Raw genomic sequence first — 25742 nt, forward strand, 5'->3', positions numbered from 1 at the left:
ATGAAAAAGCATTTTAATTCACTCCTATCTTTAGTTTTTCTTTCACTTTCATTCTTTTTACAAGCCCAAAATAATAAAGACTCTTACGTAGTTTTAGTTTCTATGGATGGATTTCGCTGGGATTATGCAAAACAATTTAATCTTCCAAACTTAAAACAAATTGCAAAAGAAGGTACTCATGCCAAGTCTATGAAACCTTCTTATCCAAGCAAAACTTTCCCAAATCATTATTCTATTGTAACTGGTCTTTATCCGGATCATCACGGAATTATTAATAATGTTTTTTATGATGCATCACTAAACGAATCGTTTTCATTATCCTCTAAAGCAAAAAATGATTCGCGTTTTTATGGCGGAAATCCAATTTGGAATGTAGCCGAGCAACAAGGCGTAAAAGCAGCTTCTTTCTTTTGGCCGGGTTCTGATATTGATAAAAGAAATCCAAGCTATTTTAAAAATTACGACAATAAAATTCCATACGGAGCCAGAATCGATACTGTTTTAAAATGGCTGCAGCTCCCAGAAAAACAACGTCCGCATTTAGTGACTTTATACTTTGACGAACCAGATCATACCGGACATAATTTTGGTCCGCTTTCTCCTGAAAACAAAAAAATGGTAATCAAAATGGATTCTATAATGGGGCAATTGTCTAAAAAATTAGACCAGTTAGCAATTGGAAAAAAAATCAATTTAATTATCGTTTCAGATCACGGAATGGCAGATATCAGCAATGATAAAAAAGTCGCTGTTCTGGATTACCTAAAACCGGAATGGCTGGGGTATAAAGACGTAATTAACCCTATTATGAGCATTCAGGCAAAAGCCGGTTATCAAGATTCTATTGCAAAAGCTTTAAAAAAAGTACCGCATATCAAATTCTGGAAATCAACCGAAGTTCCGGAAAGACTTCATTACGGAACCAATCCGCGTGTACATGATTTTGTTATCGAAGCCAATAAAGGATATAGTTTAGTCAGCAAAGAAAGTACACATGTAAAAGGCGGTACACACGGTTATGACAATAACGAAAAAGATATGCATGCTATTTTTTATGCAAAAGGCCCCGCTTTTAAAGTTGACAAAACGGTTAAAACATTTCAAAACGTTTCTGTTTATCCTCTAATTGCTCATATTTTAGGCTTACAAATTGATCAAGTTGATGGGAAGTTAAGCGATGTAAAATCGATGCTGGCTAATTAGAGAATGTGGCAATGAGAAAATTTGATAATTAGAAAATTAATTGACAAACATATAAACACAACAAACCCGACAGGTTTTAAAAACCTGTCGGGTTTACTATTTGAATAAATTAACGCCAATCTTTATAATATCATTTTCTAATTATCTAATTGTCACATTATCTAATTAAAAACCAGTCGAAACCGAAACCGCTTTCCATCCCTCCAATTCCTTTTGAACACTTGCTATTTTTTGATTTGCCATATTATAAGCATCTTCTCCTAAAAACAAATGCAATGGTGGATTTTGATCTTGACTTGCTTTTATTAAAGCTTCAGCCAATTTTACCGGATCTCCAGGCTGATTTTGATTGATATCTTCCTTGTGTGCACTTTCAGATTGTCTTACTTCTTTATAATCTGCAATTGGGTTTTGAGGCAGTAATAATGAACTGTCTTTTAAGAAATCCGTTCTAAAATAACCCGGATAAACGATTGTGGCATGAACTCCAAATGATCTTACTTCTGCTGCTAAAGACTCTGTTAAACCAGCAACTGCAAATTTTGTAGAGCAATAAATTCCCCATCCCGGAAATTCTCCATAATATCCTCCAACAGAAGAAATATTAAAAATATGTCCAGATCTTGCTGCACGCATATAAGGCATTGTATTTCTAATTACATTCAATAATCCGAAAACATTTACCTCGTAATTTTTTCTTGCTTCTGCATCGGTCAATTCTTCTAATGCCCCTAACAATCCATAACCGGCATTGTTTACTAAAACATCAATTGTTTTAAAATGACTTACAGCAACTTCAATAGCATTTTTAACGCTTTTTTCATCCACCAAATCCATTTCTAAAGGAAGAAAATTTTCAGATGGGTTTCCTATTGCTTTTACCAAAGCCTCTTCACTTCTTGAGGTTGCCGCTACTTTATAACCTTCTGCTAATAATTTTTTAGCTAATTCTAATCCAAGTCCTTTTGAAGCACCTGTAATAAACCAAACTTTGTTATTTCCCATGATTTTAAATTTTTTACGTTTTAATTACAGGACAAAGGTATTGGCGAAGTACCTCTAAAAAATTAAACTAATCAAGCAAGAAGTTACGAAAATCAAACAATTTCTGCCAAACGATAGTTTTTAGGCGAAACCTGAACATTTTTCTTAAAGAAATTGATAAAATGAGACAATTCTTCGAAGCCTAAACACCACGCAATTTCATTAATATTCCAATTGGTTTGCTTTAGCAGAATCATGGCTTCCTGAACAATTCTTTCAGAAATAATCTGCGAAGTTGTTTTTCCGGTTGTTTCTTTTAATGCTTTATTCAGATGATTCACATGCACATTTAACTGATTTGCATATTCAGAAGGCGAACGAAAATTAATTTGCTGCGTTATCGATTCAATGGGAAACTGACGTTCTAACAATTCCAAAAACAAAGACGAAATCCGAATTGTAGCATTCGATTTACTATATAATGAAGTAGTTACAGTCTGCGTTTTGAGTGCAAGATGAATAATTTCGAAAACCAAATTTCTAAGTACGTCATATTTAAAAGCATAATCTGAATTAATTTCGTCAAACATTCTTAAATAAACCGATTTTAGAGATTCGGCTAATTCTGTAGAAATTGGAACGATGGGATTTCCGCCTGGCTGAAATAAAGGATATTCTTTTAAATTTCCATATTGGCTAAAAAAAGCATCCGTAAAAATGCAGAAAAACCCCGTTTGATTTTCATCAACTTGTTCCCAATTATAAGGAATCTGCGGATTTGCAAAAAACAAAGCCTGATCTTCAATAACCGAAATCTTATCGGCATAATGAACCTTGTTTTTACCAATGATTAAACTGATTTTATAAAAATCTTTTCTGGTGTAAGGAAATGGTTTGCAGATACTCCCCACAAAATCGTCTAATTTAAAAACATTAAAATGTCCGATTTCTTTTTTAAGATTCTCCGGCATTCCATTTACTTTTACAGTGTAAAAATCTTCTAAAGTTTCTGTCAGTTTCATTTGGCTAAGTTACGAAAATCAATCTTTCTTAATTAGATAATTTGACAATTTAGAAAATTAGATAATTTCAGATAGTGTTTTGAGTGTCACCCTGAGCGGAGTCGAAGGGCTTTTTAATTGGTAATAGGGCTTCGACTTCGCTCAGCCTGACAAACTCAACATTAAACAAACAAACCCGACAGGTTTTAAAAACCTGTTGGGTTTACGAGATAAAATTTATTACACGTAATATGATCAGCAAATGTAGACGCACTGCAGTGCGTCTCTACAGAAAATTGGAATTTATCATTAACAATTCACAATTAACAATTATCGAGACACTACTTTATAAGTAGGATCTTCAATAACATTAACGTTAATTACCGCATCGGCATTTTTAAGCAATTGCCTGCAGTCTGCGCTTAGGTGCTGTAATTCTATTGTTTTATTTTCCTGACGGTATTTTTTGGTTAGATTGTTCAACGCTTCAATCGCCGACATATCGGCAACACGGCTTTCTTTAAAATCAATTATTACATGATTGGGATCGTTTTGAACATCGAATTTTTCTAAAAAAGCAGTTATGGAGCCAAAGAATAACGGCCCGTAAATTTCATAATGTTTCACTCCATCATCATCAATAAAATGTCTTGCACGAATTCTTTTGGCACTTTCCCAGGCAAAAACCAAAGCAGAAATAATCACGCCAATTAAAACTGCCAAAGCCAGATTATGCAGTACAATAGTAATTAAAGCCACCAAAATACCGACAAAAATATCGTGTTTGGGCATTTTATTGATAATCCTGAAACTTGCCCATTCAAAAGTTGTAATAGCCACCATCATCATAACGCCCACTAAAGCGGCCATTGGTAATTTTCCAATTATGGGTGCTCCAAAAAGTATAATCAGTAAAATGGTCAAAGCAGCAATAATTCCCGAAAGTCTGGCACGTGAACCCGCTCCCAGGTTTACCAGAGTTTGAGCAATCATAGGACAACCTCCCATTCCGTAGAAAAACCCATTTAAAATATTCGAGCTTCCCTGAGCAATACATTCGCGATTGCTGTTACCGCGTGTTCCGGTGATTTCGTCGACTAAATTCAGCGTAAGCAAACCTTCAGTTAAACCAACTGCTGCCACAATAACCGAATACGGAAATATCACCTTTAAAGTATCAAACGAAACAGGAATATTTGGAATATGAAAAGGAGGAAATCCGCCTTGAACTGAGGCAATATCTTCAACGGTTTTGGTTTCGATATTAAAAATAATGACCAAAGCAAAAACAACCATAATTGCTACTAACGATGCCGGAACTGCTTTTGTAATTTTAGGAAAAATAAGTACGATCGCAACTGTAAGTGCCACCAAACCAAGCATGATATCTAAAGGAGTTCCCTGAAGCCATGAAACCTGACCGTTCACCCTGGTTTTAAACTGCTCTAATTGCGACATGAAAATAACAACCGCTAATCCGTTTACGAAACCAAACATAACAGGCTGAGGAACTAACCGAATAAATTTTCCGAGTTTAAAAAGTCCAATACAAATTTGCACTACACCGCCCAGAGCGACAGCCGCAAAAACATATTCTATTCCGTGCGATTTCATCAGGGCAATCAAAACAATTACCGTTGCTCCTGCCCCGCCCGAAATCATTCCGGGTCTTCCGCCAAAAATAGCCGTGACTAATCCGGCAATAAAAGCCGCGTACAAACCAACCAATGGCGGAAATCCAGCCAAAATAGCAAACGACAACGATTCTGGAATCATCGTCATAGCAACCGTTAAACCGGCTAAAATTTCATTTTTGTAATTTACCTTTTGAGTAAAATCGAAGAGTTGGAAAGCTTTTTTCATAAGGCACAAATGTAGAAAATAATGCCCAAAAACAGAACAAAGCTTTTTAGCATGAAAAAACCACGTTAAAAAGCCGTGAGCAAAAACAATGGTTAGATTAACACAATTGTTCTAAAAGTAAAATGAACAACGAAAGAATGAAACTTGTCATTTGAGTAGTTTTTATTTTTGGATGAGATTATCGCACAAAACTATCTATAAAGCGAGATATACAGCTGCGTATTTTTACCTGATTTATTTAACAAAATGTTAATCTAAACGAATGCAGGTATAGCCCAGACAATTTACATAATCTATAATATCATTATACTGCGGTTCAACACCTTCTACACGCAATATTTTATCGCAGTCTTCGAGATCAAAATTAATTTTATAATCCGGAAACTGTGTTTGAATAACGGCTATGACATAATTTTTGTCTGATTCTTTGTAAACATTTGTTTTAAAAACCTCAACAACCATAACTATTTATTTTAATTTTTAAATCCTGAATTATTTCTGCTTAAAAAGATTGTAGGATACGCCAATTCTAAAATAGCCTTGTGCATCTTCTTTTTGATCGTAAACATATCGATTGGTACGTTCTCCTTTTTCGGTAATTCGCGTACTTACAACATTATTAACACCAGCTTTTATAAATGAAATTAATTTTGGCGTAAAGCAATATTCGTAGGTTATCCCGGATTTTAACTCCAGCTGATTGAGCTCGTAAACGCCATTTAAATTTGAGGAGTTTAAATTTAAGTAAAAACTTTCAGAATTCAATTCAGTTCCCAGCGAAATTCTTCCATTTTCTAACAACTCTCTTCTAAACAAAAGTCGCTGTGGTAAAATAAAATCCATATCCCATTTTGAATCTTTAAATTTATGATTAATAGAAAAAAGCGGCGTTACAGGAACAATTGAGGATGGATCTAACAATGCCAAAGCTCCAATCGTAATTGTTGTACTTGGTGTTCGTTTCAGTACGAGTACTGCGGACGCAAATCCTTTTACACGCTGAAAATCATCTTCGTTTCCGTCAAAACTTATTGTTCCGCTGTAAATAATCGGTTTTTTAAACAGCGATGACATATAAGTTGCAGTCAAAGCTCCTGCCCAATAATGAAATTCCTGACGATCTCTCGAATAAGTCTGTGCGCTGTTGTAATTATAAATATCGCCAAATTCATAACTTTCGTATTTATATCGAAGGGAAGAAATCAATGCAAATCGTTTTGATTTTGTAGTATAAAAAGGCAGATTAAAAGCAGCTTTAAAACGATTGTGGCTTTCGAATCTACCTCTCTCAAATTTATCTCCAAACAAATCAGAATTGTAATTTGAAGGCCCTAACTGTTCATATTGCACATCAAAAGTTCGTGTTGTTGGGAATTTATCCACGATGGCTTTACCAAAAGTTTTGATGCCTGGTTCTTTTTCCTGCGCCATTGTATGCAAAGAAGTAAAAACAATTAAGACCGAAATAATTCTTGATTTCATAAACTGGAATGTATAAAATTTGTTTTGGATGATACTTGAAATTCTGGTCAAAAGTAATCGAGAAGCTTCTATTATAATAGGATATTTATACCAGTGGCGTATCATTTATACGAATGGCGTTTGTATAATTTATGTCCTGCAAACAGCTGCAAACTATAATATTAAACTAATTTTGCCGTTATGAAGATTCTCAAAATTTATCAGAACTTTTTTCTTAGAAACCTCATCGTACACACCTTTATAATTTTGGTTATTTTGGCCTGTATATACGACGAAATAAAATTAGCGGGTCATGACTGGCCTTATATGATCGAGAAAGTTTCAATAGGTTATTTTCCTTGTATTGTCTGGGTAACGATCTTTAACGTCTTTATCATCAGGCCTTTTTTGTTTAAAAAAAAGCTTAAAACATTCTTTATCCTCTTTGCCGTTTACTGGACTTCGTTTTACTTTTTCATGAATTGGTTTTTTCCGTTGGTTGGTTTAGGCAATTTCAAAACACTTCAGATATTATCGCTGATTATCAACGGAATGTTTTTCTATTTTATGCATGTCGTGATCACCAAAAAAATCATGGATGCTGATAAGGATATCATGAATTTCAAATCGGAACTTTCATTTTTAAAACAGCAATTGAATCCGCACTTTTTATTGAATGCCATGAATAATCTTTATGGAGAATCTCTTTCGGAGCCGGATAAAGTTCCAGACCGAATCCTGAATCTTTCGGATATGCTGCGTTACCAAATCGAAGCCTCAAAAAAAGATTATGTTTTGGTTGAAGAAGAAATTGCTTTCGTAAAAAAATACATTGAATATTATACTTTTAGAAACGAACGTTTAAAAGTGACTCAAAAACTTGAAGGTGCTTTTGATGAAATCGAGATCCCGCCTTTATTCTTTTTACCTTTGGTAGAAAATGCAGTTAAATTCTCTGCCGAAACTGCCGAACCGTTTATTATATTAGACTTAAAAGTAAAATGCCGAAATTTGTCTTTTACGATAAAAAACAATTATCTCGATTCGGGATCACGACTTTCGAGCACCGGAATTGGAATTGAAAACTTAAAAAGACGTTTAGAAGTTTACGGTTTGCATCATAATTTGAGCTGTAAAAAAGAGAAAAATATGTTTGTTGTAAAATTAAGTATATGGCAATTACCTACCGCTGTCTTATAATCGATGATGAATCGCCGGCGCATAAAGCGTTGATTTCGCACATCTCTAAATTTGACGAACTGGAACATTCCGGAAGCGCTTTTAGTGGTATGGAAGCCGTAAAAATGCTTAATGCCAACCAATATGATATTATTTTTCTTGATATTAATATGCCTGTAATTTCGGGCGTAGAATTAATGGAGTTACAACCCAACCGGCCACTGACGATTGTCACTACCGCTTATTCTGATTTTGCGCTTTCGGCTTACCAAAACGATGCGATCGATTATTTGCTAAAACCTATTTCGCCCGAAAAATTTGCTAAAGCTATAGAAAAAGCCAAAACGTATTTCTCAGGAAACAGCCTTAAAAAAGAAATCAATACCAACGCAAAAACGTTCTCTTACCGCTTAAACGGACAAACAATCGATATGCCTATTTCTGATATTATTTATATCGAAAGTCTCGGCAATTACATGAAACTCTACAGCACAAAACACAATTTACCTCATATTATTTATGGTTCGCTTTCGAGTATTTCTTCTGAAATAGATTGTAAAAGTTTTGTACAGGTACATCGTTCTTATATTGTAAATGCAAACAAAATCTCGGCGGTTACTTTTAAAAACCTCACCATGTCGAACGGGGAAATTATTCCTGTGGGGAGAAAGTATCAGATTTTATTGGATAATCTTTCGATTAGATAATTTGACAATTTAGATAATTAGATAATTTTTAAAAAGTTCCGCGCTATCTTTGTCTGCTATCTGTGTATCTGTGCGCAAAACATTCACGCAACGATAGCGCGGATTTGCAATTCGTGCCCGTAACAATTAGACAAAAAGCAGATTACAAAATTAATCACTAAACCTTCCTTTCAAAATACTTAATCGCCCCAGTAGACCACAAAGCCAGAAAAATTAAAACAGGCTGAAAAAACAATCTTATTAAACGGGCTTGATCAGTGTCGAGTCCGAAAGCGGGAGTTTTATTTAAATATTGGGCGATATTTCCCGGAAAAACTAAAATGTAAAATACAGCCAGCGCAATGCCCACAAACACTTTATATCGTGTTAAGAACAACATACTAAGTCCCAAAGTTATTTCTACAATTCCAGATAGAATGACAACAAGATCTTTATCTAGCGGAACCCAATTAGGAACCTGTGCCTGAAAATCGGTTCTTTGAAAAGTAAAATGGCCAATGGCGGCCGTTATCATAAAAAGACCTAACAGAATTCTAAAAAAGTCCTGCGTTTTATTGGTTTGTATATTTTCCATATTGAAAGTTTTATTTTTTTGATTAAAAATCTTCAATCAAATTTATAACATTTCACAGCAAACTACTTTGCATACTCCTGATTGAATCGTTGTGAAATATCCATGTTTAAGAGTTTATTGTGGAGAAGTTTTCTATCAAAAATAACTTCTGTAAAAAAATCTTCTTACATAAATAATTACCTTCGCATAGCCATTAAACGTTAACAAAAACTGTAGAAGAAATGTCCATTTTTAAATTGTTATTTAAAAAATCAGATTTAGAATGCCCAAGATGCCTGGGAAAAGGATTTGTAGATCGGGAAGATATACGACGTTTAAATAAAGAATTAAAATGGGTTCCCGCGCCTTGTGCTTACTGCAATGCTACGGGAAAGACAACTAAAGAAATGCTTTCAAAAGTTCCTGTAGATACTGCATTTCTGACCATTGATCTGCCCGAATCTGAAATAGAAAAAATAAAAAATGGCGATACCAAAACGCTCAAAAAAGGACGCTTGAAAGAACTTTTTTTTGATGATTTAATAAAATATACCCTGCATCATCATCTCAATAAAAATATGGATGCCGAAAGTATTGTCGATTTATACTTGAAAAATGAAGGTAAAAATGCTTCTTTTTCTCTTGAAAGAGAAAACCTCTTGCAATACATTGAAAAAGTAATCCGATTAAACAAACTCAAGTCTGAATAAAAAACTTTGTCCCTCTGCACCTTTGCCTCTTTGCACCTAAAAAAATAAAAAAACAGGTATAAATACGTATTGTCCAAATTTTTATTCGCTGTATACTTGTATGCAATAATTTTTATTTTAGAATATAGTTTTTTTTCACAAGAAAGCTTGTAAATTTTGTCACTTTTTTTTGGAACAAAAAGTGGGATTTCAAATCGCTGGTAACGATTAGAAATCCCACTTTTACTTTTTTATTAAAACTGAGTATTAACTCTAACCGAAGCTTTAATTAAAGCCAGCACCTTAATACTGCTTATAGGAAATTCTACCGTTTGATGATCCGGGTTTTGCGATACAAACTGTACATACGATTCACGCTCTGACTTCTTTAAATATCTGGTCAGGAAATATTCATTATCATCATTTTTTACATAGATCAAATACATCTCGCCCCAAATAATATTTTGTTCCGGATTATTTATCTTCTTGTAGATTACAATGTCACCGCTTCTAAGCAACGGATACATACTTTCTCCCACTACATACAATGCACCATCAAATTCAGAAATTCGGGGAACATTTAAAAAACTAACCGGTTTTTGATTTTTGTTTTCGCCAAACAAATCAGCAATTTCATCTGTGCTTTCTACGTCATAAATTGGAATATTATGACTTTGTGCTCTTTCAGTCTTTCTATAAAGCGCCCTGTTTTCATTTAAACTGTCATAAAGCAGCATATCTCCTGTGCCTTTTAAAAGCCATTCTGCGTTAATATCATGGTATTGACTTAAGATATTTTCTAACTTATCTACACCAATAGTCTTGTCGTGTTTTAACTGACTTGCAAAAGAACCATTAGACATCCCCACTACCCTTTCAAAAGTCCTAACTCTAATGCCTTTGTGATCTAAATACTGCTTTATTCTTTTTATTGTATTTTCCGCCATAATTTTATTTTTATTTAAAAAATATCCTACAATTATTTGTTACTAAGAAATGTCTTACGTATATTTGTCTTACTTTTAATACAAATATTGCAATGGGCAAAAATATAAAATCTCAGCCAAGTTACAACCAAGATGTCTTAAAAATCATCAAAGAAAAGCACGGTTATTCTTACGACTATATTCGAAAATCTATTCGAGGCGACCGTGTAGGCATTATTTGCGATATTATTAAAGCCGAATATAAGAGGCTTGATAACGAATATAGAATTGTAAGAGAAAGTCAGGCCCAAAGGTTACAAGAAGAAAAAAAGAAACAATAATAAAATAAGGTCCCATTCTTTTTTCGCCAAAAGAACTCATAATATCATTTCCTACATAAAAGTATTATGAGAGGGACCAAAATAAATCTATTGATCCCAATAGATATAATAATTAGATAAGCACCTAATCCTAATTTATCTAATGTATTTCCCTAAGAAATTAAAGCCGTAAATCATCTTACGGCTTTTGTTTTTTAATGCAAAAGCAATAACAAAACCATATCTTTGCAGCTTCTAAGCCTTAAAGCAAATTAAAGCCCAAAATCGATATGAAACGAGAACATTATATTCCCTTTAATAAGGAATTCTTACTCGAGCAACAAATTGCAGCTTTCGCCGAAGATCCTCAAAAAGTTGATAATTTTAAAAAATTGTTCGAAATTATCGAACATTATTATCATTACGAATCTTTTAACCTCAACCGAAACCTAAAGCAAAACTACGCTTTATACGATCCGGATTTAAGCGAAAAAGAACGCGAAGGCTACATTGGCAAAAGCGATTTTTTAGTTTTTAAACAAACCCTGCTTACCGTTTTAGAACGCGGTAATTACTACAGAGTTAATCAGGAAACCTTAAAAGAAGCTTTTGACGAATCTGATTTGATTGGTTTAAACCTATCTATCGATTTTAATGCTTTTAAGGATTACGAATTGTATGTTCGCGGGCATCATAAGGCAAAAGAAAAAATAAAGAAATTCTATTTCTGGAAAAAAGAAGTCGAAATCGAATATTATGACAGGGTTTTGATTTATCTTAATTACAGCGACGCCGATTATTTGACTCAAAAGAAAGTCAAATTAGGAAAAATGCCAATCGATCCAGGTTCTATTGCTTTAAAAATCTTTAAACGCGTTCCAAAAAACGATCTAGAAACTATTTTTCCAAATGCAGTTCCTAAAATGTCTTTAAAAGACAAAATGCTACTTTGGGTTCCGGGAATTTTTGGCGGTATTTCGTTATTAAGCGCCAAAGTAATTCCGGCCTTACTAAATATGTACGACGCTTATCAAACCGGTGAAACGATTGATTTACTAAACAGCAAAACATCCTTAAATCAAGGTTTAATTGCGTTGGGAATCCTATCGGCTTATTGTTTCCGTCAGTACAATAATTTTGTAAACAAGAAAATTAGATATTCTAAAATGCTGGCCGACAGTTTGTATTTTAAGAATCTCGGAAACAACAGCGGTGCTTTTTATTCACTTTTAAATTCATCTGAAGAAGAAGCTTTAAAGGAAACTATTCTGGCTTATGCTTTTTTAAACCGAAGCCAAAACCCATTAACCGCACAAGAATTAGATTTGCAGATTGAATCCTGGTTTGCCTCGAAATTAAAAACCGACTTAGATTTTGACGTTAACGATGCTTTGCTAAAACTAAAAAGTATTGGCCTTGGAATCGAAACTAACGGGAAATGGAGTGTTATTCCGTTAAACGAAGCTTTGGTTAAAATCGATGAATTGTGGGACAGCGTTTTTGAATACAATCAAAACTAGGATTTCAAAATCTTAAAAACTAATTTTATCCTACTCGAAATTATTTTCGATTGTATAATCTATTTAAAATTTACATTTTGAATTTAAAAAAAGAAAACAACCAGCAGGGTTACAAATGCTCTTGCTGCGGAGAGACTTTCGACGAAATGCCTTTGTGTTTTGGCAATGAATATCCGGCTTATTATTTTGCAATTCCTGTAGAAGAAAGAGAAAAACGAATTGAATTTGGCGGCAGCTGGTGTTATGTCGATGAAGAACATTTTTTTCACAAAGGACGATTAACAATCTCCATAATTGATTATCATGAAGATCTGGTTTTTAATGTCTGGACAACTATAAGCGAGGCTAATTTTTGTGTGAGAATGGATTTATGGGAAGATCCTAACCGTGTAAATCAGGAACCTTATTTTGGGTGGATGCAGACCGATGTTCCAACGTATGGCAAAACCATTTCTCTTAAAACTGTTGCTATCGAACAAGAGCTGGGGTTTATTCCCGAGATAAAAATGATCGAAGAAAATCATCCTTTAACCATCGATCAGGAAAACGGAATAACCTTTGAAAAAGCCGTTTCAATTGTCGATCAAATAATGAAAATACAGCACGGTAAAAACTAAAGGAAATTTTATTAGATTTACGGTAACTAACCTTAAAACCAAAACAATGAGAACATTAGAGCAATGGTTTGCAGAATATGCCGTAAGTCATCAAAACCCAAAAAACAAAGCGATACATTATATTTGCGTTCCGGCAATTTATTTTTCTATCGTGGGTTTGTTAATGAGCATTCCCAGTGGTGTTATTGCTAATACTTTAAAACTCAATTTGCCGATTATCGAAAACTGGGCTTTTGTGGTTTTACTTTTTGTTCTTATTTTCTACATCCGGTTATCGATTGCAATGGCGGTTAAAATTGCGATTTTTTCGGCAATTTGTCTTATCGTAAATTATTATATCGGGCAGGTTTTTCCGTTATGGATATTCTCGATTGGTGTTTTTGTAATTGCTTGGATTGGGCAGTTTTATGGTCATAATATCGAAGGCAAAAAACCTTCTTTCTTAAAAGATCTTCAGTTTCTGCTAATTGGTCCGGCTTGGGTTGTCGACAATTTATTTTCCAGAAAATAAGCATTGTCATGAAAGCAGAAAAAACAAGCAGAACGGCGCAATACATGGCTTTCTTTAGAGCGTTAGAAACACAGCGAACTATAACCGACAGATTATTTTCGGATCCCTACGCGATTCATTTTCTGGATTCTAAATTAAGACTGGCAGTTCATTTATCTAAATATCATATTGTTTCAAAATACATAAGCAATACAATCAATAAAAAGATTCCGGGTGCATTTTCTTCTGGAATTGCCAGAACAAAATATATCGATGAATTGCTGCAAAAAGCGGTTTCAAATGGTGCAAAACAGGTCATTTTATTAGGCGCTGGTTTTGATACCAGAGCAGTTCGGCTTGATTTTCTAAAAACAATTCCGGTAATAGAAATCGATCATCCTAATACATCAAATTTTAAAGCCGAAATCTACCAAAATCGTATTGGTAAAATTCCTGAAAATGTGCGTTTCCTTCAAATCGATTTTAATAAACAAAGTCTGGATCAATTGGCTATACAGAATAATTTAGATTTTTCTAAACCTACTGTAGTAATATGGGAAGGTGTAACGAATTATTTAACCGAAGAAGCTGTAAAAAGCACCTTTTCTTTCATTTCTAAATTTGCCCAAAACAGTTCTGTAATATTTACTTATGTACATAAAGATATACTTGATAATCCTGAATCATTTTTAGGCGGTAAAAAACTTTTAGATGATCTTGAAAAGCTGGAAGAACATTGGACTTTTGGCTTTAAACCTGATGAATTATCACATTATTTAAACCAATTTGGCTTACAGCTTTTAGAAGATTTAGGCGCCGATGAATACCGTTGTAAATTCCTTCCTAATCGATCTGAAAAAGGTTATGAATTTTATAGAACTGTTTTTGCTGCAAAACAATAGCAACCTACTGATTATCAATACTTTTCATCCTTTAATAACAAAATCATTTTTTTCTTCTTGTGAATAATTTCTGCTAATATTTTCTTAATAAAAAATCAATAAGCACAGCAATATATACTTTTGCGATTCGTTAACTATTTAAGAAATAACCTAACCAAAAAACCACAAACGAATGAAAAAAATCACCTTTTTGCTATTCTTTGCCCTCATTAGCAATGTATTTTCTCAAAACGGAAAAATCTATTTAAAAAACTCCACGTTTAAAGCCGGTGCCGAAAATACTTATGTATACGAACCTCCAACAGGTTTAGTAATAGAACCTAACTCTAAAGCTAATGTTCTATATGCTTTTGATGATGATTTTGGTTTAGATTTAAGTTCATTAAAGAAAAGCGAAAAAGGTTATGAATTTACCGCAAAAGTTCCAGATGCTGCCAGAACGATTTTAGTTGTAATAAGCGACTTGCAAAAAATTGCCGATAACAATAACAATAAAGGATACATCGTGCCTCTTAAAACAGAAAATGAGTCTGAATTAGGCAAAACGCTGGCTAACGAAATTTTTATTCGCCATTATGGTATTAATTTATTAAAACTAGATTTAGATGATAAGCCCGAGAATCTGGTTGCTGAATATGAAGCTTTGTTCAAAAAATATCCTGAATTAAAAAATGACAAACCTTATTTGAATTACTTGTACAATCTGGGAAAAGTTAAAAAATCAGAGCTTAAGAATGAAACAATAGCTTTTGCCGAAAGATGTGTGAAGAAAAACACTGAAAGTAGTTTAGTTACCGCTTATTATATATACGGAAGGTATGGTATGACAGCAGAAACAGAAAAAATTAAAAAAGATGTCTTAAAGCGATACCCAAACGGGGAAATGCAAAAAACGATCTTTATTCGAGGTTTTATGGATCATCCTAATAAGAATGAGGCTTATGTTTTAGAATCAATAAATACGCTTAAAACAAAATATAAAGACCATTCTAAAAGGTCGTTAAGTTATTTCTATGGAAATTTAGCAAGTATATATCTGGATAAAAAAGATCTTGAAAAAGCAAAATCAATCGAGTCTTATTTATATAATCCTTCAAGCACATATAATGATGCTGCGTGGGTTTTGTCTGGAGGCTCCTTAAAAGCTCCCGGTAAAGATCTTGACTTTGCGGCAATCATTTCTAAAAGATCGTTAGACCTTTTGGAAGAAAAGAAAAAAGAAAACTTTTTTCCGGAATATCAAGGCTTGTACAATATGTATGCTGATACGTATGCACATATACTTTACAAACAAGGTAAATACAAAGAGGCGTTTAATTATCAGGACAGTTTAAGAAAAGTTGACGGCCTAGATGCTAACGGTAAAGAATGCTACTTAGCGATTCTTGAAAAAGTAAAAAGCCAGGGAGAAATTAAAGACTATATTGAAAATGAAATTAACCGTAATACGGTTCCTCCAGCCATATTCCTTACCAAATTAAAAGATATATACATTGCACAAAATCTTCCTCTTGACGGGTATGAAAAATTAAAAGAAAAAGCAGATCAAAATCTTAAAGCGGCCAGAGCTAAAAATGTAATAGATACTTTTGGAACTGCTGCTGCAACTGATTTTGCACTGAAAAATCTGGACGGAAAAGAAGTCAAACTTTCAGATTATAAAGGTAAAGTTGTGGTGCTTGATTTTTGGGCAACCTGGTGCGGACCTTGTAAAGCTTCTTTCCCTAAAATGCAGGACTTAGTTACGCAATACAAAGACAAGGATGTCGCTTTTTTATTTATAAATACCTGGGAAAATAAAAAAAAAGATGAAGTTTTAAAAAACGTTACCAACTATATAACAGAAAAAAAATACAATTTTAATGTTGTTTTTGATTCTAAATCAGAAGTGGTGGCTAATTACAAGATAGAAGGAATTCCAACCTCTATTCTTATTGGAAAAGATGGAAATATTCTATTTTCAGGCCATGATAATGGCAGCTTAGGAGAAATGATTGACAATGAATTAAAATAGATTTACTCAAAATCTTAAAGTCTAAAATGCGCAGTAAAAACAACTGCGCATTTTTTATTGGTATCTTTATTGAACTAAAAATCAGCAGATTATTAATCCTTAAAAAAGATATCTTATGAAACTAACGTATTACGGCCATTCGTGTTTTTCTGTTTATGCTAATGGAAAACATCTTCTTTTTGACCCTTTTATTACACCAAATGAGTTAGCAAAGCATATTAATGTTGACGAAATAAAAGCTGATTATATTTTTATTTCGCATGCGCATTACGATCATATTCTGGATGTAGAAAGGATTGCGAAAAATACTGGAGCAAAAGTGCTTGGAAATTTTGAAATCTACAACTGGCTTTTAAAAAACGGAATCGAAAATGCACACCCAATAAACCCGGGTGGGAAATTCAGTTTTGATTTTGGAACTGTAAAATGTGTTATAGCACAGCATCCGAGTAGTTTTATGGACGGAACTTACGGCGGTATTGCTACAGGTTTTGTTCTCACAACTGTTGATGGAAATTTTTATTACAGCGGCGACACTGCTTTGACTTTAGACATGAAACTGATTCCGAAATTTACCAAACTTGATTTTGCGGTTTTCCCAATTGGAGATGGTTTAACTATGGGAATTGAAGAAGCGATTGAAGCTTCTAAACTGGTTGAAGTTACCAAAATATTAGGCGTTCATTACGATACGTTTGGTTTCATAAAAATGGATCATCAAAAGGCTTTAAATGATTTTAAAAATGCTGGTCTGAGTCTCTTTTTACCTAAAATTGGGGATACAATCGAGCTGTAATATTTTCTATATTTCGTGAAATGTTATTTTTTTTAGCGAAATAAAAAAAGAAAAGAAACGGCTTATTCTACAGAAGCCTGAATTTAAATATTTTTTCAAAAGGCATTAAAATTGTTTCTTAATTCATTATTAACCTAAAAACTAAAAGTAATGAGTACATTAAAAATAGATGCAACAAACTCTGAAACTCAATTTGCAGATATTGCTGGACGAAAAATTGCTTACAGATCAATTGGCGAGGGAAATCCAATTATTTTAATTAACCGTTTTAGAGGAACACTTGACACTTGGGATCCGTTGTTTTTGGATCTGCTGGCCGAAAAACATCAGGTTATTACTTTTGATTATTCGGGAATTGGTTATTCTACCGGAAAATTACCAACAGATATTAAAGAAGTGGCCAAAGATGTAAAAGATCTGGCTGATTTTCTTAAAATTAAAAAAGCAATTTTAATGGGCTGGTCTTACGGCGGATTGGTTACGCAGGGAGCAACGCATCAATATCCGGAATTGGTTACACAAACTATATTGCTAGGTACAGGTCCTATAGGAAAAAAAGTTGTACCACTGGAACAATCTTTTCTGGATCACGCTTTAAAACCAATAAATGATTTTAACGATGAAGTTATCCTATTCTTCGAACCAGAATCGGAAGAAAGTAAGAAAGCGGCAAAAGCTTCGCATGATAGAATTGGTAAAAGAATTGATGTTTCTAAGATTCCATCGACTATGGAAGTTTTTCAACTGTATTTTGCAGGTGGTGAAGGCGCTGCCGAAGACAAAGATAATTTTAGAGATAAACTGAAAACAACAAAAACACCTATTTTAATAATTTCCGGAGATCACGATACTAGTTTCGCTGTAGAGAATTGGTACCCGCTGACCAGACAGCTTCCAACATCACAGTTAATTGTACTGCCGCAAACAGGTCATGCTCCTCAGCATCAAAATATTCCACTGGTGGTCAATTACATCGATAATTTTATACAGAATACGAAATAGATTTCCCGAAATTTCTTTTGTAAACGAGTGCCTTAGCCCAGACAGGAACGGCATCCTTTTGTGCTGGTGTTCAGCACAAAAGATATAGTGTATGGCTGGATTAAGCTCCTGAAAAAATAGAGAATATTTCTTAAACTTCTTCTTTAAAATTAATCATCACTTTTACGTGTTCATATAACTCCGGGAATTCTTTTTTAAAGATTTCCGGAGTTTCAAAAAAGTGTTCTAAAATAACGGCCAGAAATTCGAATTTATTAGTGTAGGCGTAATCTCTAAAGTATTGTTTTTCTTTTAGTTTATTGGTTAAATTTTCCTGATCGAAATATTTCTCAATTTCGGTAAATTCATCGTAGAAAATCACAGCACTGGGATCTGAGCTTTTTCTGGAATAAAAATGCAGGACATGTGTAAATTCATGTAATCCGAGGTTGATATTATCTTTTGTTTGATGTCCGCTCAGGAAATCTTCCCACGAAAAAACGACTGATTTCATTCTAGGATTGTATTCTCCTTTATGATAATCCTGATTGATTGTTGAATAGTAAACTGTTGGGTAAATGATAATATTTTCAAATAACTCAAGTAAATAGGTTCGCATTCCAAAAGTCAGCATTACGTAAGTTCCGGCAATAATTAATTGCATTTCCTGTGTAACTTCAATGTCTTTTCCATCAAAATTATACCGATCGATAAAACATTTTACCCGATGCTCAAAATATCCTTTCTTTTTATCTGAAAGTTTTAGATAAAATGGAAATTCGCGGCGTAAAACTGCTTTATCATCTGCTTCTATTTTATTCAGAATTGGATACCAGAATATATACAGCGGTTTGTTAAACAGTAATAAATAAGTAGGTTCAATAATTCTGAAAATGATTATTATAATGAATAAAGTACCTATAAGAATTCCAATAAAAAGGAGAGCGAGCATAGTTTTACTTCGATTAAAAAACAGAAAGCTTCATTGATCCTGTTTGGCTAAAATATAAAATTGAAATTAAATATTTCTTTTAATAAGCTTTAAACATTTTAAGGTTAAAATTTGTCTGGAAAATTTTTTCCAGAGGCTGTTTATGAAATATTGCTGCAGGATTTTAAATAAAATTCGACAAAATAATTTCGTATTATTTGTTATATTCGCTGAAAATAAATTTAATTTATTGGCAGAAAGTCGGTCTAAAATTAGAAGATTTGGCTATTTTCTAAATAACATAAACAATTTAGCAGCAATTTTACTGAGTTTATCGCAAACAGGTAAAGTGACCAAATTATTAAACCAAAATAAATGAATTGCATAAACTGTAACAGCGAAGTAAACTTAAATTATTGTTCAAACTGCGGACAACCTGCAAAACTTAAAAGGATTGACAAACATTACATAATTCACGAAATTGAGCACGTTTTACATCTTGAAAGAGGTATTTTTTATACCATAAAGGGCTTAATAACCAATCCCGGAGATCATATAAAACAATTCTTCTCGGAAAACAGAACCCGACTTGTAAAACCCATTATTTTTATAATTGTAACTTCTCTTATTTATTCTATTGCTAATCATTTTTTTCATGTCGAGGAGGTAAGCTATGCAAAATATGAAAAGGTTTTGCAGCAAACCACAACAGGTAAAATTTTTACATGGATTCAGGATCATTATGGTTATGCCAACATAATATTGGGATTATTTATTGGTTTTTGGACCAAAATATTCTTCAGAAAATATGGTTATAATTTTTTTGAAATTCTAATCCTGCTCTGTTTTGTAATGGGAATTGGCATGTTGATTTCTGCTTTATTTGCTATAATTCAAGGCTTAACAAAAATTGACTTAGTACAAGCTGCAAATGCTTTAGGTATTCTTTATACCAGCTGGGCTATTGGCAATTTTTTCGACAAAAAGAAACCTATGAGCTATGTAAAAGCTTTGGCATCAAATATATTAGGATTAGCAACTGCGGTAATTTCTTTAAATGTAATAGGAATTATAATTGATATTTTAAAACACTAAAACTATGGAAAATAAAAGTAAAGCATCAGTATTTATCTTTAGCATTATAGCAATCATTCTAGGCTCAACGCTATATAAACAATTCAATTTTGAAACCTTAAAGTTCGAGAAACCAGCACTGGCAGTTGTTTACATTATTGTTTTTGTATGCTCGATTTTGGTGCTGATAAAAAATTTTAGAAAACGATCTGAGAAAAAGTAAAAAAAAAGACCTATTTCATAACGAAATAGGTCTTTTTTTTTAAAACCAAATTAAAAAGCCAAGGAATATATATTACATATCCCTTAGCTCTTTAAACAGACTTTATTTATTATATTTTATAATTAAGTCCGCATTCAATAGTATTGTTTGCATAAGCACCAAGCTCTCCAAAATATCTTGAGAAAGACAAGAAGATACCCACTTTTTCTAGTGACATTCCAAATGCTGTAGACACCGTCTTATTGGTATGATAAAATGCTGCTAAATTCATTTTATAATCTGTAAAATTAAATCTTGCTCCAGCGTCTAAAATATCTTTATGTCCCATAACTCCTCTATAAGCAAGCAATGGCTCAACGTTTAAGTTTTCATCTTGATTAGACAATAAAATCTTATAACTCACTGCTGAATAAAACGTAGAACGGTCTACATATTTTTTTACCCCATCATCTGTATTTAATAAAAGATTATTAAGGCTTGGCAATGATACCTGAATTGTCCATAATTTGCTGGTATACGCCATACCCAGTTCTCCATCAAATTTTGCACTCTGATTAAAATTCTCTACAGAAATATCTCCCATATCTCCAACAATTTTGCTTCGGTCAAGAGCAGAAAATTTTGCTCCTGCAGATAATCCAAAATGAAGATTTTGTTCAAAGCCTACTGGTAAATGATACGCATAGGTTGCTACTGCTCTTGTTCTGGTAATTAAACCCGCTCTGTCACTATTAAAGTTTAGTCCTAACGCCGATCTGTTTCCAGAATTATATTCAATAGTTCCATTCATTAACACAGGATTTCCAGGAACTTCATCCCATTGACGCTGGTAACCAACGTTCAATTTTATTCCTTCCTCTAACCCTGCCATCGCAGGGTTGTTTAAGTATTGATTTTGAAAATACATAGCCTCATATTCTGTCAGCTGTGCATTTGCCGCGGTACTTGATCCTAATATAATACTCAGGAACAAAATTACCTTTATATAGATTGTTTTCATTGATTCAATTTTCATTATATTCGTGTCTATACGGTTAACCTAATAACCATTTTTACTATTCTTTATATCTTTTACTCTTAATTGTTAGTCTCTAACAATTGTGATAAATCCTTTAACTTTAGGTAAACCAGATCCAAGATCAATTAGATAGTAATAAGTATCCTGAGTAAGTGGAGATCCTTTGTAAGTACCATCCCACTCATTGTTGTAATGCTCTTTAGAGTATACTAATCTAGCTGCACGATCAAAAACTTTAACTGAATTGGCAGGATATTTATCTATACCAGGAATAACCCAGAAATCATTTTTACCATCTCCGTTTGGAGTAATAATATTCGAAGGAATAATTACCGGCGGTACATCATCTGCTCTATTTACAATAACAGTATAGATTTCCTGAGTTCCGTCTTCGGCTGTAACAACTACAGTAATTACATTGTCTCCTACTTTTAAATCTATTGGAGCTGCAGGATCAACTGTTTGTCCATCAACGATCATAGCAACTGTTGCTGTTGGGTCAATTGTTTCAGGCGTAATTACAATTGTATCTGTTTCGAATGGAACGTCAACTTTATAATCATGTGTATCTGTGTTAAAAGCTGGGCTTAAAGCACCATCGCTAACTACAATATCCGCTAAACCTGCTTCACTAGAAGGCTCTCTTGTAACAACTACTGTATAAGTAGTGATAGTTCCATCCTGAGCTGTTACTACCGTTGTAATTGTATTTTCACCAACTACTAATGGAAGGTTTGCTGAAGCAGTTCCACTTGGTACTTCTACTCCATTAACGGTTATTGTTGCTGTAGGATCAGCTGTTACCGGTGTAACAGTAATTCCTGTAACATCATTAGCCACTGTATCTGTATAAGCTGTCGTTTCTTCTGCGAAAGCTGGACTTAAAGTTCCTTTATTTACTGCTAAATCTGTTAAACCTGAGTTATTAGAAAGCGGTGCCTCTTCTCTGGTTACAACAACTGTATAAGTTTCTTTTGTTGTACCGTCTTCTGCTGTAACAACTACTGTAATTACATTGTCTCCTACTTTTAAATCTACCGGATTTGCAGGGTCAATAACTTTTCCATCAACTATCATTTCAACTGTTTCAGTTGGATCTGTAGTTACAGGAGTAATTACAATTGAATCTGTTGCATAAGGAACATCTACTTTGTAATCGTGTGTATCTGTATCAAAAACTGGGTTTAAAGTACCTTCACTAACTGTAATATCTGCTAAACCTGCATTATCAGAAGGCTCTCTTGTAACAATTACTGTATAAGTAGTAGTTGTTCCGTCCTCAGCAGTCACTACAGTTTTGATTTCATTTTCACCAACTTTTAATGGAAGGTCTGCCGAAGCTGTTCCACTAGGTACTGGTATTCCGTTAACCGTTATTGTTGCTGTAGGATCTGCTGTAATTGGTGTAACAGTTATGTTTTCAACATTATTAGGTACTAAAGCTGTATAAGCTGTCGTTCCTTCTGCGAAAGCTGGACTTAAAGTTCCTTCACTGATTGCTAAATCTGTTAAACCTGAATTGTTAGATGGCTGTCTTGTTACCTCTACTGTATAAGTCGTTGTAGTTCCGTCCTGAGCCGTTACTACAGTAGTAATTTCATTTTTACCAACTTCTAAAGGAATTTCTTCTGAAGCAGCTCCACTAGGTACTGCTTTTCCATTAATGGTTACCGTTGCTGTAGAATCTGCTGTAATTGGTGTCAGCGTTATACTTGTAACATCATTAGATACCGTATCAGTGTAAGCTGTAGTTCCTTCTGCAAAAGTTGGACTTAAAGTTCCCGCACTAGGTACTAAATCAGTTAGACCTGAATTATGAGATGGATCTCTTGTAACAATTACGGTATAAGTCTCTTGTGTAGTTCCATCTTCAGCTGTAACAACTATAGTAATTGGGTTATCTCCTACTTTTAAATCTATAGGGTCCGCTGAGTCAACAACTTTTCCATCCACGATCATTTCAACCGTCGCATTTGGATTGCTTGGTACCGGATTAACTACATAAGTATTAACCTCATTTGGAACCTCTATTGTATAATCTTTTGTATTTGCATCAACTGGTTTATCTAAATTACCATTGCTGATAACAATATCAGATAAACCTGCATCATTTGAAGCAATCACTTCTAACACATTACCAACAAACTTAATATTATAGTTTAATGCAGTTGCTCCGCTAACTATGATAGGGTACTCTCCTATTGCACTGTTAGTATCTGCCGTAGTTGCAATTATTGGTTTAGTAGTTAAATTTGATTCATTTTCCTGATTTACAAATCCAGAATATTGTACTGTTAAAGCTGGATTTTTTTCTCCGTGTTTTTTTGTAATTCTATCTGCTGTTATAGTTAAATCTGCAGGATTAATAGTTAAAAATCCATTTGGCGTACCATAACTAATCACATAATTTGATGAAGTTGCACCACTAGCTGTAATTTCATATTTCCCAACTGGACTTGTTGTAATTGCAGTAGTTTCAAATTTAACTGGACTAGTTAAATTTGTTTCGTTATCTCCATTAACAAAACCAGCGTAATCTGCTGTTAAATCAGGATTTACTGATCCGTAAGCTTTACTATTATCCTTTGTAGTAATAGTCAATTTTGCAGGAGTAACATCTAAGAAACCGTTTGGTGTACCATAACTAATTTCATAGTTTGATGAAGCCGCTCCACTAGCTGTAATTTCATATTTTCCTACTGGACTTGTTGTAACTGCAAGAGTAGTAATTGTAGGTTTTGTGGTTAAATTTGTTTCGGTTTCTCCATTAACAAAACCATCATAAGTTACTGTTAAATCAGGATTAACTGATCCGTAAACTTTACTATTATCTTTTGTGGTGATAGTTAATTTTGCAGGAGTAACATCTAAGAAACCATTTGGCGTACCATAACTAATTTCATAGTTTGATGAAGCTGCGCCACTAGCTGTAATTTCGTATTTCCCTACAGGGCTTGTTGTAACTGCAAGAGTCGTAATTGTAGGTTTTGTGGTTAAATTTGTTTCGGTTTCTCCATTAACAAAACCATTATAAGTTACTGTTAAATCAGGATTAACTGATCCGTAAACTTTACTATTGTCTTTTGTGGTAATCGTTAATTTTGCAGGAGTAACATCTAAGAAACCATTTGGTGTACCATAACTAATATCATAGTTTGATGAAGCTGCTCCGCTAGCTGTAATTTCATATTTTCCTACAGGACTTGTTGTAACTGCAAGAGTAGCAATTGTAGGTTTTGTGGTTAAACTCGCTTCGGTGTCTCCATTAACAAAACCATTATAACTTACTGTTAAATTAGGGTTTACTGATCCGTAAACTTTGCTATTATCTTTTGTCGTAATAGTTAATTTTGCAGGAGTAACATCTAATACTCCTTTTGGAGCAGGATAACTAATATCATAGTTTGATGAAACAGCACCACTAGCTGTAATGTCATATTTCCCTACAGGACTTGTTGCAACTGCAAGAGTACTAATTGTAGGTTTTGTAGTTAAATTTGCTTCAGTTTCTCCATTAACAAAACCATTATAACTTACTGTGAAAGCCGGATTATCTTGACCATACTTCCTAGTATCACTATTTGTGGTAATAGTTAAGGGAGCTTTCGTAATAGTTAACTTACCAGAAATACTATATATATTATAATTTGGAGACTCTCCTCCAGTAACTGTAATATTATATACTCCTGCAGCACTTGTTTTATCAGCAATAGTTCCAAGCTTAATTGGGGCTGTTAAACTATTTATATTGTCCGTAAGAACAAATCCTACATAATTAGCAACTGTAAACCCAGGGTTTGAGTCACCATACACCTTACTTGTATTACTTACATAAATAGTTAACCCAGCTTTATTAACAATACTTGGCACCATAGATATCTCTACATCTCCAGCCCCTGGGCTTGTTAAATATAAACTCTCCCCTTCCCCTCCATAAAGGCCTGCAGGAATTGTCCCCTTTAATCGAATATAAATTGTTGTACCTCCAATATCTCCTCTACCACCGGTAGGGGTGTTAATAATAACTGTATCTGTAAAAATACTTCCGTTTCTACTAACTTCAAATCCTAAAGGAGGTGTAACAGTAATCCTTTGGTCAATATTAGTTCCAGATACTGAAAAACTTTCCGAATTCGATGGAACACCATACACCGTATTCATTGATGCTAAAACAGGATCACTGGCATTAATTGTTTGCCCATACCCTAAATTAAATAGGAGAAAAGCAAATACAATAAGTAAATTTTTGTTCATTTTCATTTTATTTCTATTCATTTTTTTTAATTACAT

23 protein-coding genes are annotated in these 25742 nt (G+C 33.6%); 13 read left to right on the forward strand and 10 right to left on the reverse strand.

Annotation, left to right across the window (positions count from 1 at the left end):
• Window positions 1–1203, forward strand: a complete 1203-nt coding sequence (locus tag AC1RRQ_RS04360; RefSeq protein ID WP_493021772.1) for an alkaline phosphatase family protein — start codon at window positions 1–3, stop codon at window positions 1201–1203.
• A 165-nt stretch (window positions 1204–1368) separates the two neighbouring features.
• On the opposite strand, the gene AC1RRQ_RS04365 is transcribed toward AC1RRQ_RS04360, so the two are convergent.
• The 5 genes from AC1RRQ_RS04365 to AC1RRQ_RS04385 form a co-directional block, all read right to left on the reverse strand.
• Window positions 1369–2208, reverse strand: coding sequence for an oxidoreductase (locus AC1RRQ_RS04365; RefSeq protein ID WP_493021774.1), 840 nt, complete (start codon window positions 2206–2208; stop codon window positions 1369–1371).
• 92 nt (window positions 2209–2300) lie between these two features.
• Window positions 2301–3209 carry a helix-turn-helix domain-containing protein gene (locus tag AC1RRQ_RS04370; protein ID WP_493021775.1) on the reverse strand — a complete coding sequence of 303 codons (909 nt, stop codon included), beginning with the start codon at window positions 3207–3209 and terminating at the stop codon, window positions 2301–2303.
• A gap of 309 nt (window positions 3210–3518) precedes the next feature.
• Entirely contained in the window at window positions 3519–5051 is a 1533-nt protein-coding gene (locus AC1RRQ_RS04375; protein ID WP_493021777.1) for a SulP family inorganic anion transporter, read from the reverse strand.
• Window positions 5052–5300: 249 nt separating this feature from the next.
• Window positions 5301–5513: a hypothetical protein gene (locus AC1RRQ_RS04380; protein WP_071636493.1), complete on the reverse strand. Its 213-nt coding sequence runs from the start codon at window positions 5511–5513 to the stop codon at window positions 5301–5303.
• Between the two features lie 30 nt (window positions 5514–5543).
• Window positions 5544–6533 carry a hypothetical protein gene (locus tag AC1RRQ_RS04385; protein ID WP_493021779.1) on the reverse strand — a complete coding sequence of 330 codons (990 nt, stop codon included), beginning with the start codon at window positions 6531–6533 and terminating at the stop codon, window positions 5544–5546.
• A gap of 180 nt (window positions 6534–6713) precedes the next feature.
• On the opposite strand from AC1RRQ_RS04385, the gene AC1RRQ_RS04390 reads away from it, so the two are divergent.
• Window positions 6714–7712: a sensor histidine kinase gene (locus tag AC1RRQ_RS04390; protein WP_493021780.1), complete on the forward strand. Its 999-nt coding sequence runs from the start codon at window positions 6714–6716 to the stop codon at window positions 7710–7712.
• Complete coding sequence (locus AC1RRQ_RS04395) at window positions 7685–8398, forward strand: LytR/AlgR family response regulator transcription factor (protein WP_493021782.1); 714 nt, start codon at window positions 7685–7687, stop codon at window positions 8396–8398. The genes AC1RRQ_RS04390 and AC1RRQ_RS04395 overlap by 28 nt, the downstream gene beginning before the upstream one ends.
• A 157-nt stretch (window positions 8399–8555) precedes the next feature.
• On the opposite strand, the gene AC1RRQ_RS04400 is transcribed toward AC1RRQ_RS04395, so the two are convergent.
• On the reverse strand, window positions 8556–8972 hold the full coding sequence (locus AC1RRQ_RS04400; protein WP_493021784.1) for a DoxX family protein: 417 nt from the start codon (window positions 8970–8972) through the stop codon (window positions 8556–8558).
• Window positions 8973–9193: 221 nt separating this feature from the next.
• On the opposite strand from AC1RRQ_RS04400, the gene AC1RRQ_RS04405 reads away from it, so the two are divergent.
• Window positions 9194–9661 carry a hypothetical protein gene (locus AC1RRQ_RS04405; protein ID WP_493021786.1) on the forward strand — a complete coding sequence of 156 codons (468 nt, stop codon included), beginning with the start codon at window positions 9194–9196 and terminating at the stop codon, window positions 9659–9661.
• A 233-nt stretch (window positions 9662–9894) separates the two neighbouring features.
• On the opposite strand, the gene AC1RRQ_RS04410 is transcribed toward AC1RRQ_RS04405, so the two are convergent.
• Window positions 9895–10587 carry a S24 family peptidase gene (locus AC1RRQ_RS04410; protein ID WP_493021788.1) on the reverse strand — a complete coding sequence of 231 codons (693 nt, stop codon included), beginning with the start codon at window positions 10585–10587 and terminating at the stop codon, window positions 9895–9897.
• 92 nt (window positions 10588–10679) lie between these two features.
• On the opposite strand from AC1RRQ_RS04410, the gene AC1RRQ_RS04415 reads away from it, so the two are divergent.
• The 8 genes from AC1RRQ_RS04415 to AC1RRQ_RS04450 all read left to right on the forward strand — a co-directional run bounded on the left by AC1RRQ_RS04415 (window position 10680) and on the right by AC1RRQ_RS04450 (window position 18227).
• A complete protein-coding gene (locus AC1RRQ_RS04415) occupies window positions 10680–10907 on the forward strand; it encodes a hypothetical protein (RefSeq protein ID WP_493021790.1) in 228 nt (75 codons plus the stop codon).
• 269 nt (window positions 10908–11176) lie between these two features.
• On the forward strand, window positions 11177–12406 hold the full coding sequence (locus AC1RRQ_RS04420) for a TMEM143 family protein (RefSeq protein ID WP_493021792.1): 1230 nt from the start codon (window positions 11177–11179) through the stop codon (window positions 12404–12406).
• A gap of 77 nt (window positions 12407–12483) precedes the next feature.
• Window positions 12484–13023, forward strand: coding sequence for a DUF2199 domain-containing protein (locus AC1RRQ_RS04425; RefSeq protein ID WP_493021794.1), 540 nt, complete (start codon window positions 12484–12486; stop codon window positions 13021–13023).
• A gap of 46 nt (window positions 13024–13069) precedes the next feature.
• Window positions 13070–13534 carry an Mpo1 family 2-hydroxy fatty acid dioxygenase gene (locus AC1RRQ_RS04430; RefSeq protein ID WP_493021796.1) on the forward strand — a complete coding sequence of 155 codons (465 nt, stop codon included), beginning with the start codon at window positions 13070–13072 and terminating at the stop codon, window positions 13532–13534.
• A gap of 8 nt (window positions 13535–13542) precedes the next feature.
• On the forward strand, window positions 13543–14415 hold the full coding sequence (locus AC1RRQ_RS04435; protein ID WP_493021798.1) for a class I SAM-dependent methyltransferase: 873 nt from the start codon (window positions 13543–13545) through the stop codon (window positions 14413–14415).
• A 172-nt stretch (window positions 14416–14587) separates the two neighbouring features.
• The gene (locus tag AC1RRQ_RS04440; RefSeq protein ID WP_493021800.1) at window positions 14588–16429 is read left to right on the forward strand and encodes a TlpA disulfide reductase family protein; all 1842 of its coding nucleotides are present in this window, start codon (window positions 14588–14590) and stop codon (window positions 16427–16429) included.
• Window positions 16430–16544: 115 nt separating this feature from the next.
• On the forward strand, window positions 16545–17225 hold the full coding sequence (locus tag AC1RRQ_RS04445; RefSeq protein WP_493021802.1) for a metal-dependent hydrolase: 681 nt from the start codon (window positions 16545–16547) through the stop codon (window positions 17223–17225).
• 150 nt (window positions 17226–17375) lie between these two features.
• Window positions 17376–18227 (forward strand): alpha/beta fold hydrolase, encoded by an 852-nt coding sequence (locus tag AC1RRQ_RS04450; RefSeq protein WP_493021804.1) that lies wholly within the window; start codon window positions 17376–17378, stop codon window positions 18225–18227.
• A 130-nt stretch (window positions 18228–18357) separates the two neighbouring features.
• On the opposite strand, the gene AC1RRQ_RS04455 is transcribed toward AC1RRQ_RS04450, so the two are convergent.
• The gene (locus tag AC1RRQ_RS04455; protein WP_493021806.1) at window positions 18358–19158 is read right to left on the reverse strand and encodes a zinc-dependent peptidase; all 801 of its coding nucleotides are present in this window, start codon (window positions 19156–19158) and stop codon (window positions 18358–18360) included.
• A 354-nt stretch (window positions 19159–19512) separates the two neighbouring features.
• Here AC1RRQ_RS04455 and AC1RRQ_RS04460 point away from each other — a divergent pair, with 354 nt between their 5' ends.
• Window positions 19513–20232, forward strand: a complete 720-nt coding sequence (locus tag AC1RRQ_RS04460; protein WP_493021808.1) for a DUF3667 domain-containing protein — start codon at window positions 19513–19515, stop codon at window positions 20230–20232.
• A 311-nt stretch (window positions 20233–20543) separates the two neighbouring features.
• Here the strand turns inward: AC1RRQ_RS04460 and AC1RRQ_RS04465 are convergent, their stop codons facing one another.
• Window positions 20544–21434 carry a PorP/SprF family type IX secretion system membrane protein gene (locus AC1RRQ_RS04465; protein WP_493021810.1) on the reverse strand — a complete coding sequence of 297 codons (891 nt, stop codon included), beginning with the start codon at window positions 21432–21434 and terminating at the stop codon, window positions 20544–20546.
• Between the two features lie 84 nt (window positions 21435–21518).
• Complete coding sequence (locus AC1RRQ_RS04470; RefSeq protein ID WP_493021812.1) at window positions 21519–25727, reverse strand: MBG domain-containing protein; 4209 nt, start codon at window positions 25725–25727, stop codon at window positions 21519–21521.
• Window positions 25728–25742 lie beyond the last annotated feature (15 nt).

Source organism: Flavobacterium sp. GW821-FHT12A05, from assembly GCF_058807735.1.

Bases quoted from the DNA above. Each gene is read 5' to 3' on its own strand.
- AC1RRQ_RS04400 (WP_493021784.1), bottom strand. From the start codon at position 8,972: ATGGAAAATATACAAACCAATAAAACGCAGGACTTTTTTAGAATTCTG.
- AC1RRQ_RS04405 (WP_493021786.1), top strand. From the start codon at position 9,194: ATGTCCATTTTTAAATTGTTATTTAAAAAATCAGATTTAGAATGCCCA.
- AC1RRQ_RS04365 (WP_493021774.1), bottom strand. From the start codon at position 2,208: ATGGGAAATAACAAAGTTTGGTTTATTACAGGTGCTTCAAAAGGACTT.
- AC1RRQ_RS04395 (WP_493021782.1), top strand. From the start codon at position 7,685: ATGGCAATTACCTACCGCTGTCTTATAATCGATGATGAATCGCCGGCG.
- AC1RRQ_RS04445 (WP_493021802.1), top strand. From the start codon at position 16,545: ATGAAACTAACGTATTACGGCCATTCGTGTTTTTCTGTTTATGCTAAT.
- AC1RRQ_RS04370 (WP_493021775.1), bottom strand. From the start codon at position 3,209: ATGAAACTGACAGAAACTTTAGAAGATTTTTACACTGTAAAAGTAAAT.
- AC1RRQ_RS04465 (WP_493021810.1), bottom strand. From the start codon at position 21,434: ATGAAAACAATCTATATAAAGGTAATTTTGTTCCTGAGTATTATATTA.
- AC1RRQ_RS04435 (WP_493021798.1), top strand. From the start codon at position 13,543: ATGAAAGCAGAAAAAACAAGCAGAACGGCGCAATACATGGCTTTCTTT.
- AC1RRQ_RS04470 (WP_493021812.1), bottom strand. From the start codon at position 25,727: ATGAATAGAAATAAAATGAAAATGAACAAAAATTTACTTATTGTATTT.
- AC1RRQ_RS04420 (WP_493021792.1), top strand. From the start codon at position 11,177: ATGAAACGAGAACATTATATTCCCTTTAATAAGGAATTCTTACTCGAG.
- AC1RRQ_RS04460 (WP_493021808.1), top strand. From the start codon at position 19,513: ATGAATTGCATAAACTGTAACAGCGAAGTAAACTTAAATTATTGTTCA.
- AC1RRQ_RS04390 (WP_493021780.1), top strand. From the start codon at position 6,714: ATGAAGATTCTCAAAATTTATCAGAACTTTTTTCTTAGAAACCTCATC.
- AC1RRQ_RS04385 (WP_493021779.1), bottom strand. From the start codon at position 6,533: ATGAAATCAAGAATTATTTCGGTCTTAATTGTTTTTACTTCTTTGCAT.
- AC1RRQ_RS04410 (WP_493021788.1), bottom strand. From the start codon at position 10,587: ATGGCGGAAAATACAATAAAAAGAATAAAGCAGTATTTAGATCACAAA.
- AC1RRQ_RS04415 (WP_493021790.1), top strand. From the start codon at position 10,680: ATGGGCAAAAATATAAAATCTCAGCCAAGTTACAACCAAGATGTCTTA.
- AC1RRQ_RS04360 (WP_493021772.1), top strand. From the start codon at position 1: ATGAAAAAGCATTTTAATTCACTCCTATCTTTAGTTTTTCTTTCACTT.
- AC1RRQ_RS04450 (WP_493021804.1), top strand. From the start codon at position 17,376: ATGAGTACATTAAAAATAGATGCAACAAACTCTGAAACTCAATTTGCA.
- AC1RRQ_RS04440 (WP_493021800.1), top strand. From the start codon at position 14,588: ATGAAAAAAATCACCTTTTTGCTATTCTTTGCCCTCATTAGCAATGTA.
- AC1RRQ_RS04375 (WP_493021777.1), bottom strand. From the start codon at position 5,051: ATGAAAAAAGCTTTCCAACTCTTCGATTTTACTCAAAAGGTAAATTAC.
- AC1RRQ_RS04430 (WP_493021796.1), top strand. From the start codon at position 13,070: ATGAGAACATTAGAGCAATGGTTTGCAGAATATGCCGTAAGTCATCAA.
- AC1RRQ_RS04455 (WP_493021806.1), bottom strand. From the start codon at position 19,158: ATGCTCGCTCTCCTTTTTATTGGAATTCTTATAGGTACTTTATTCATT.
- AC1RRQ_RS04380 (WP_071636493.1), bottom strand. From the start codon at position 5,513: ATGGTTGTTGAGGTTTTTAAAACAAATGTTTACAAAGAATCAGACAAA.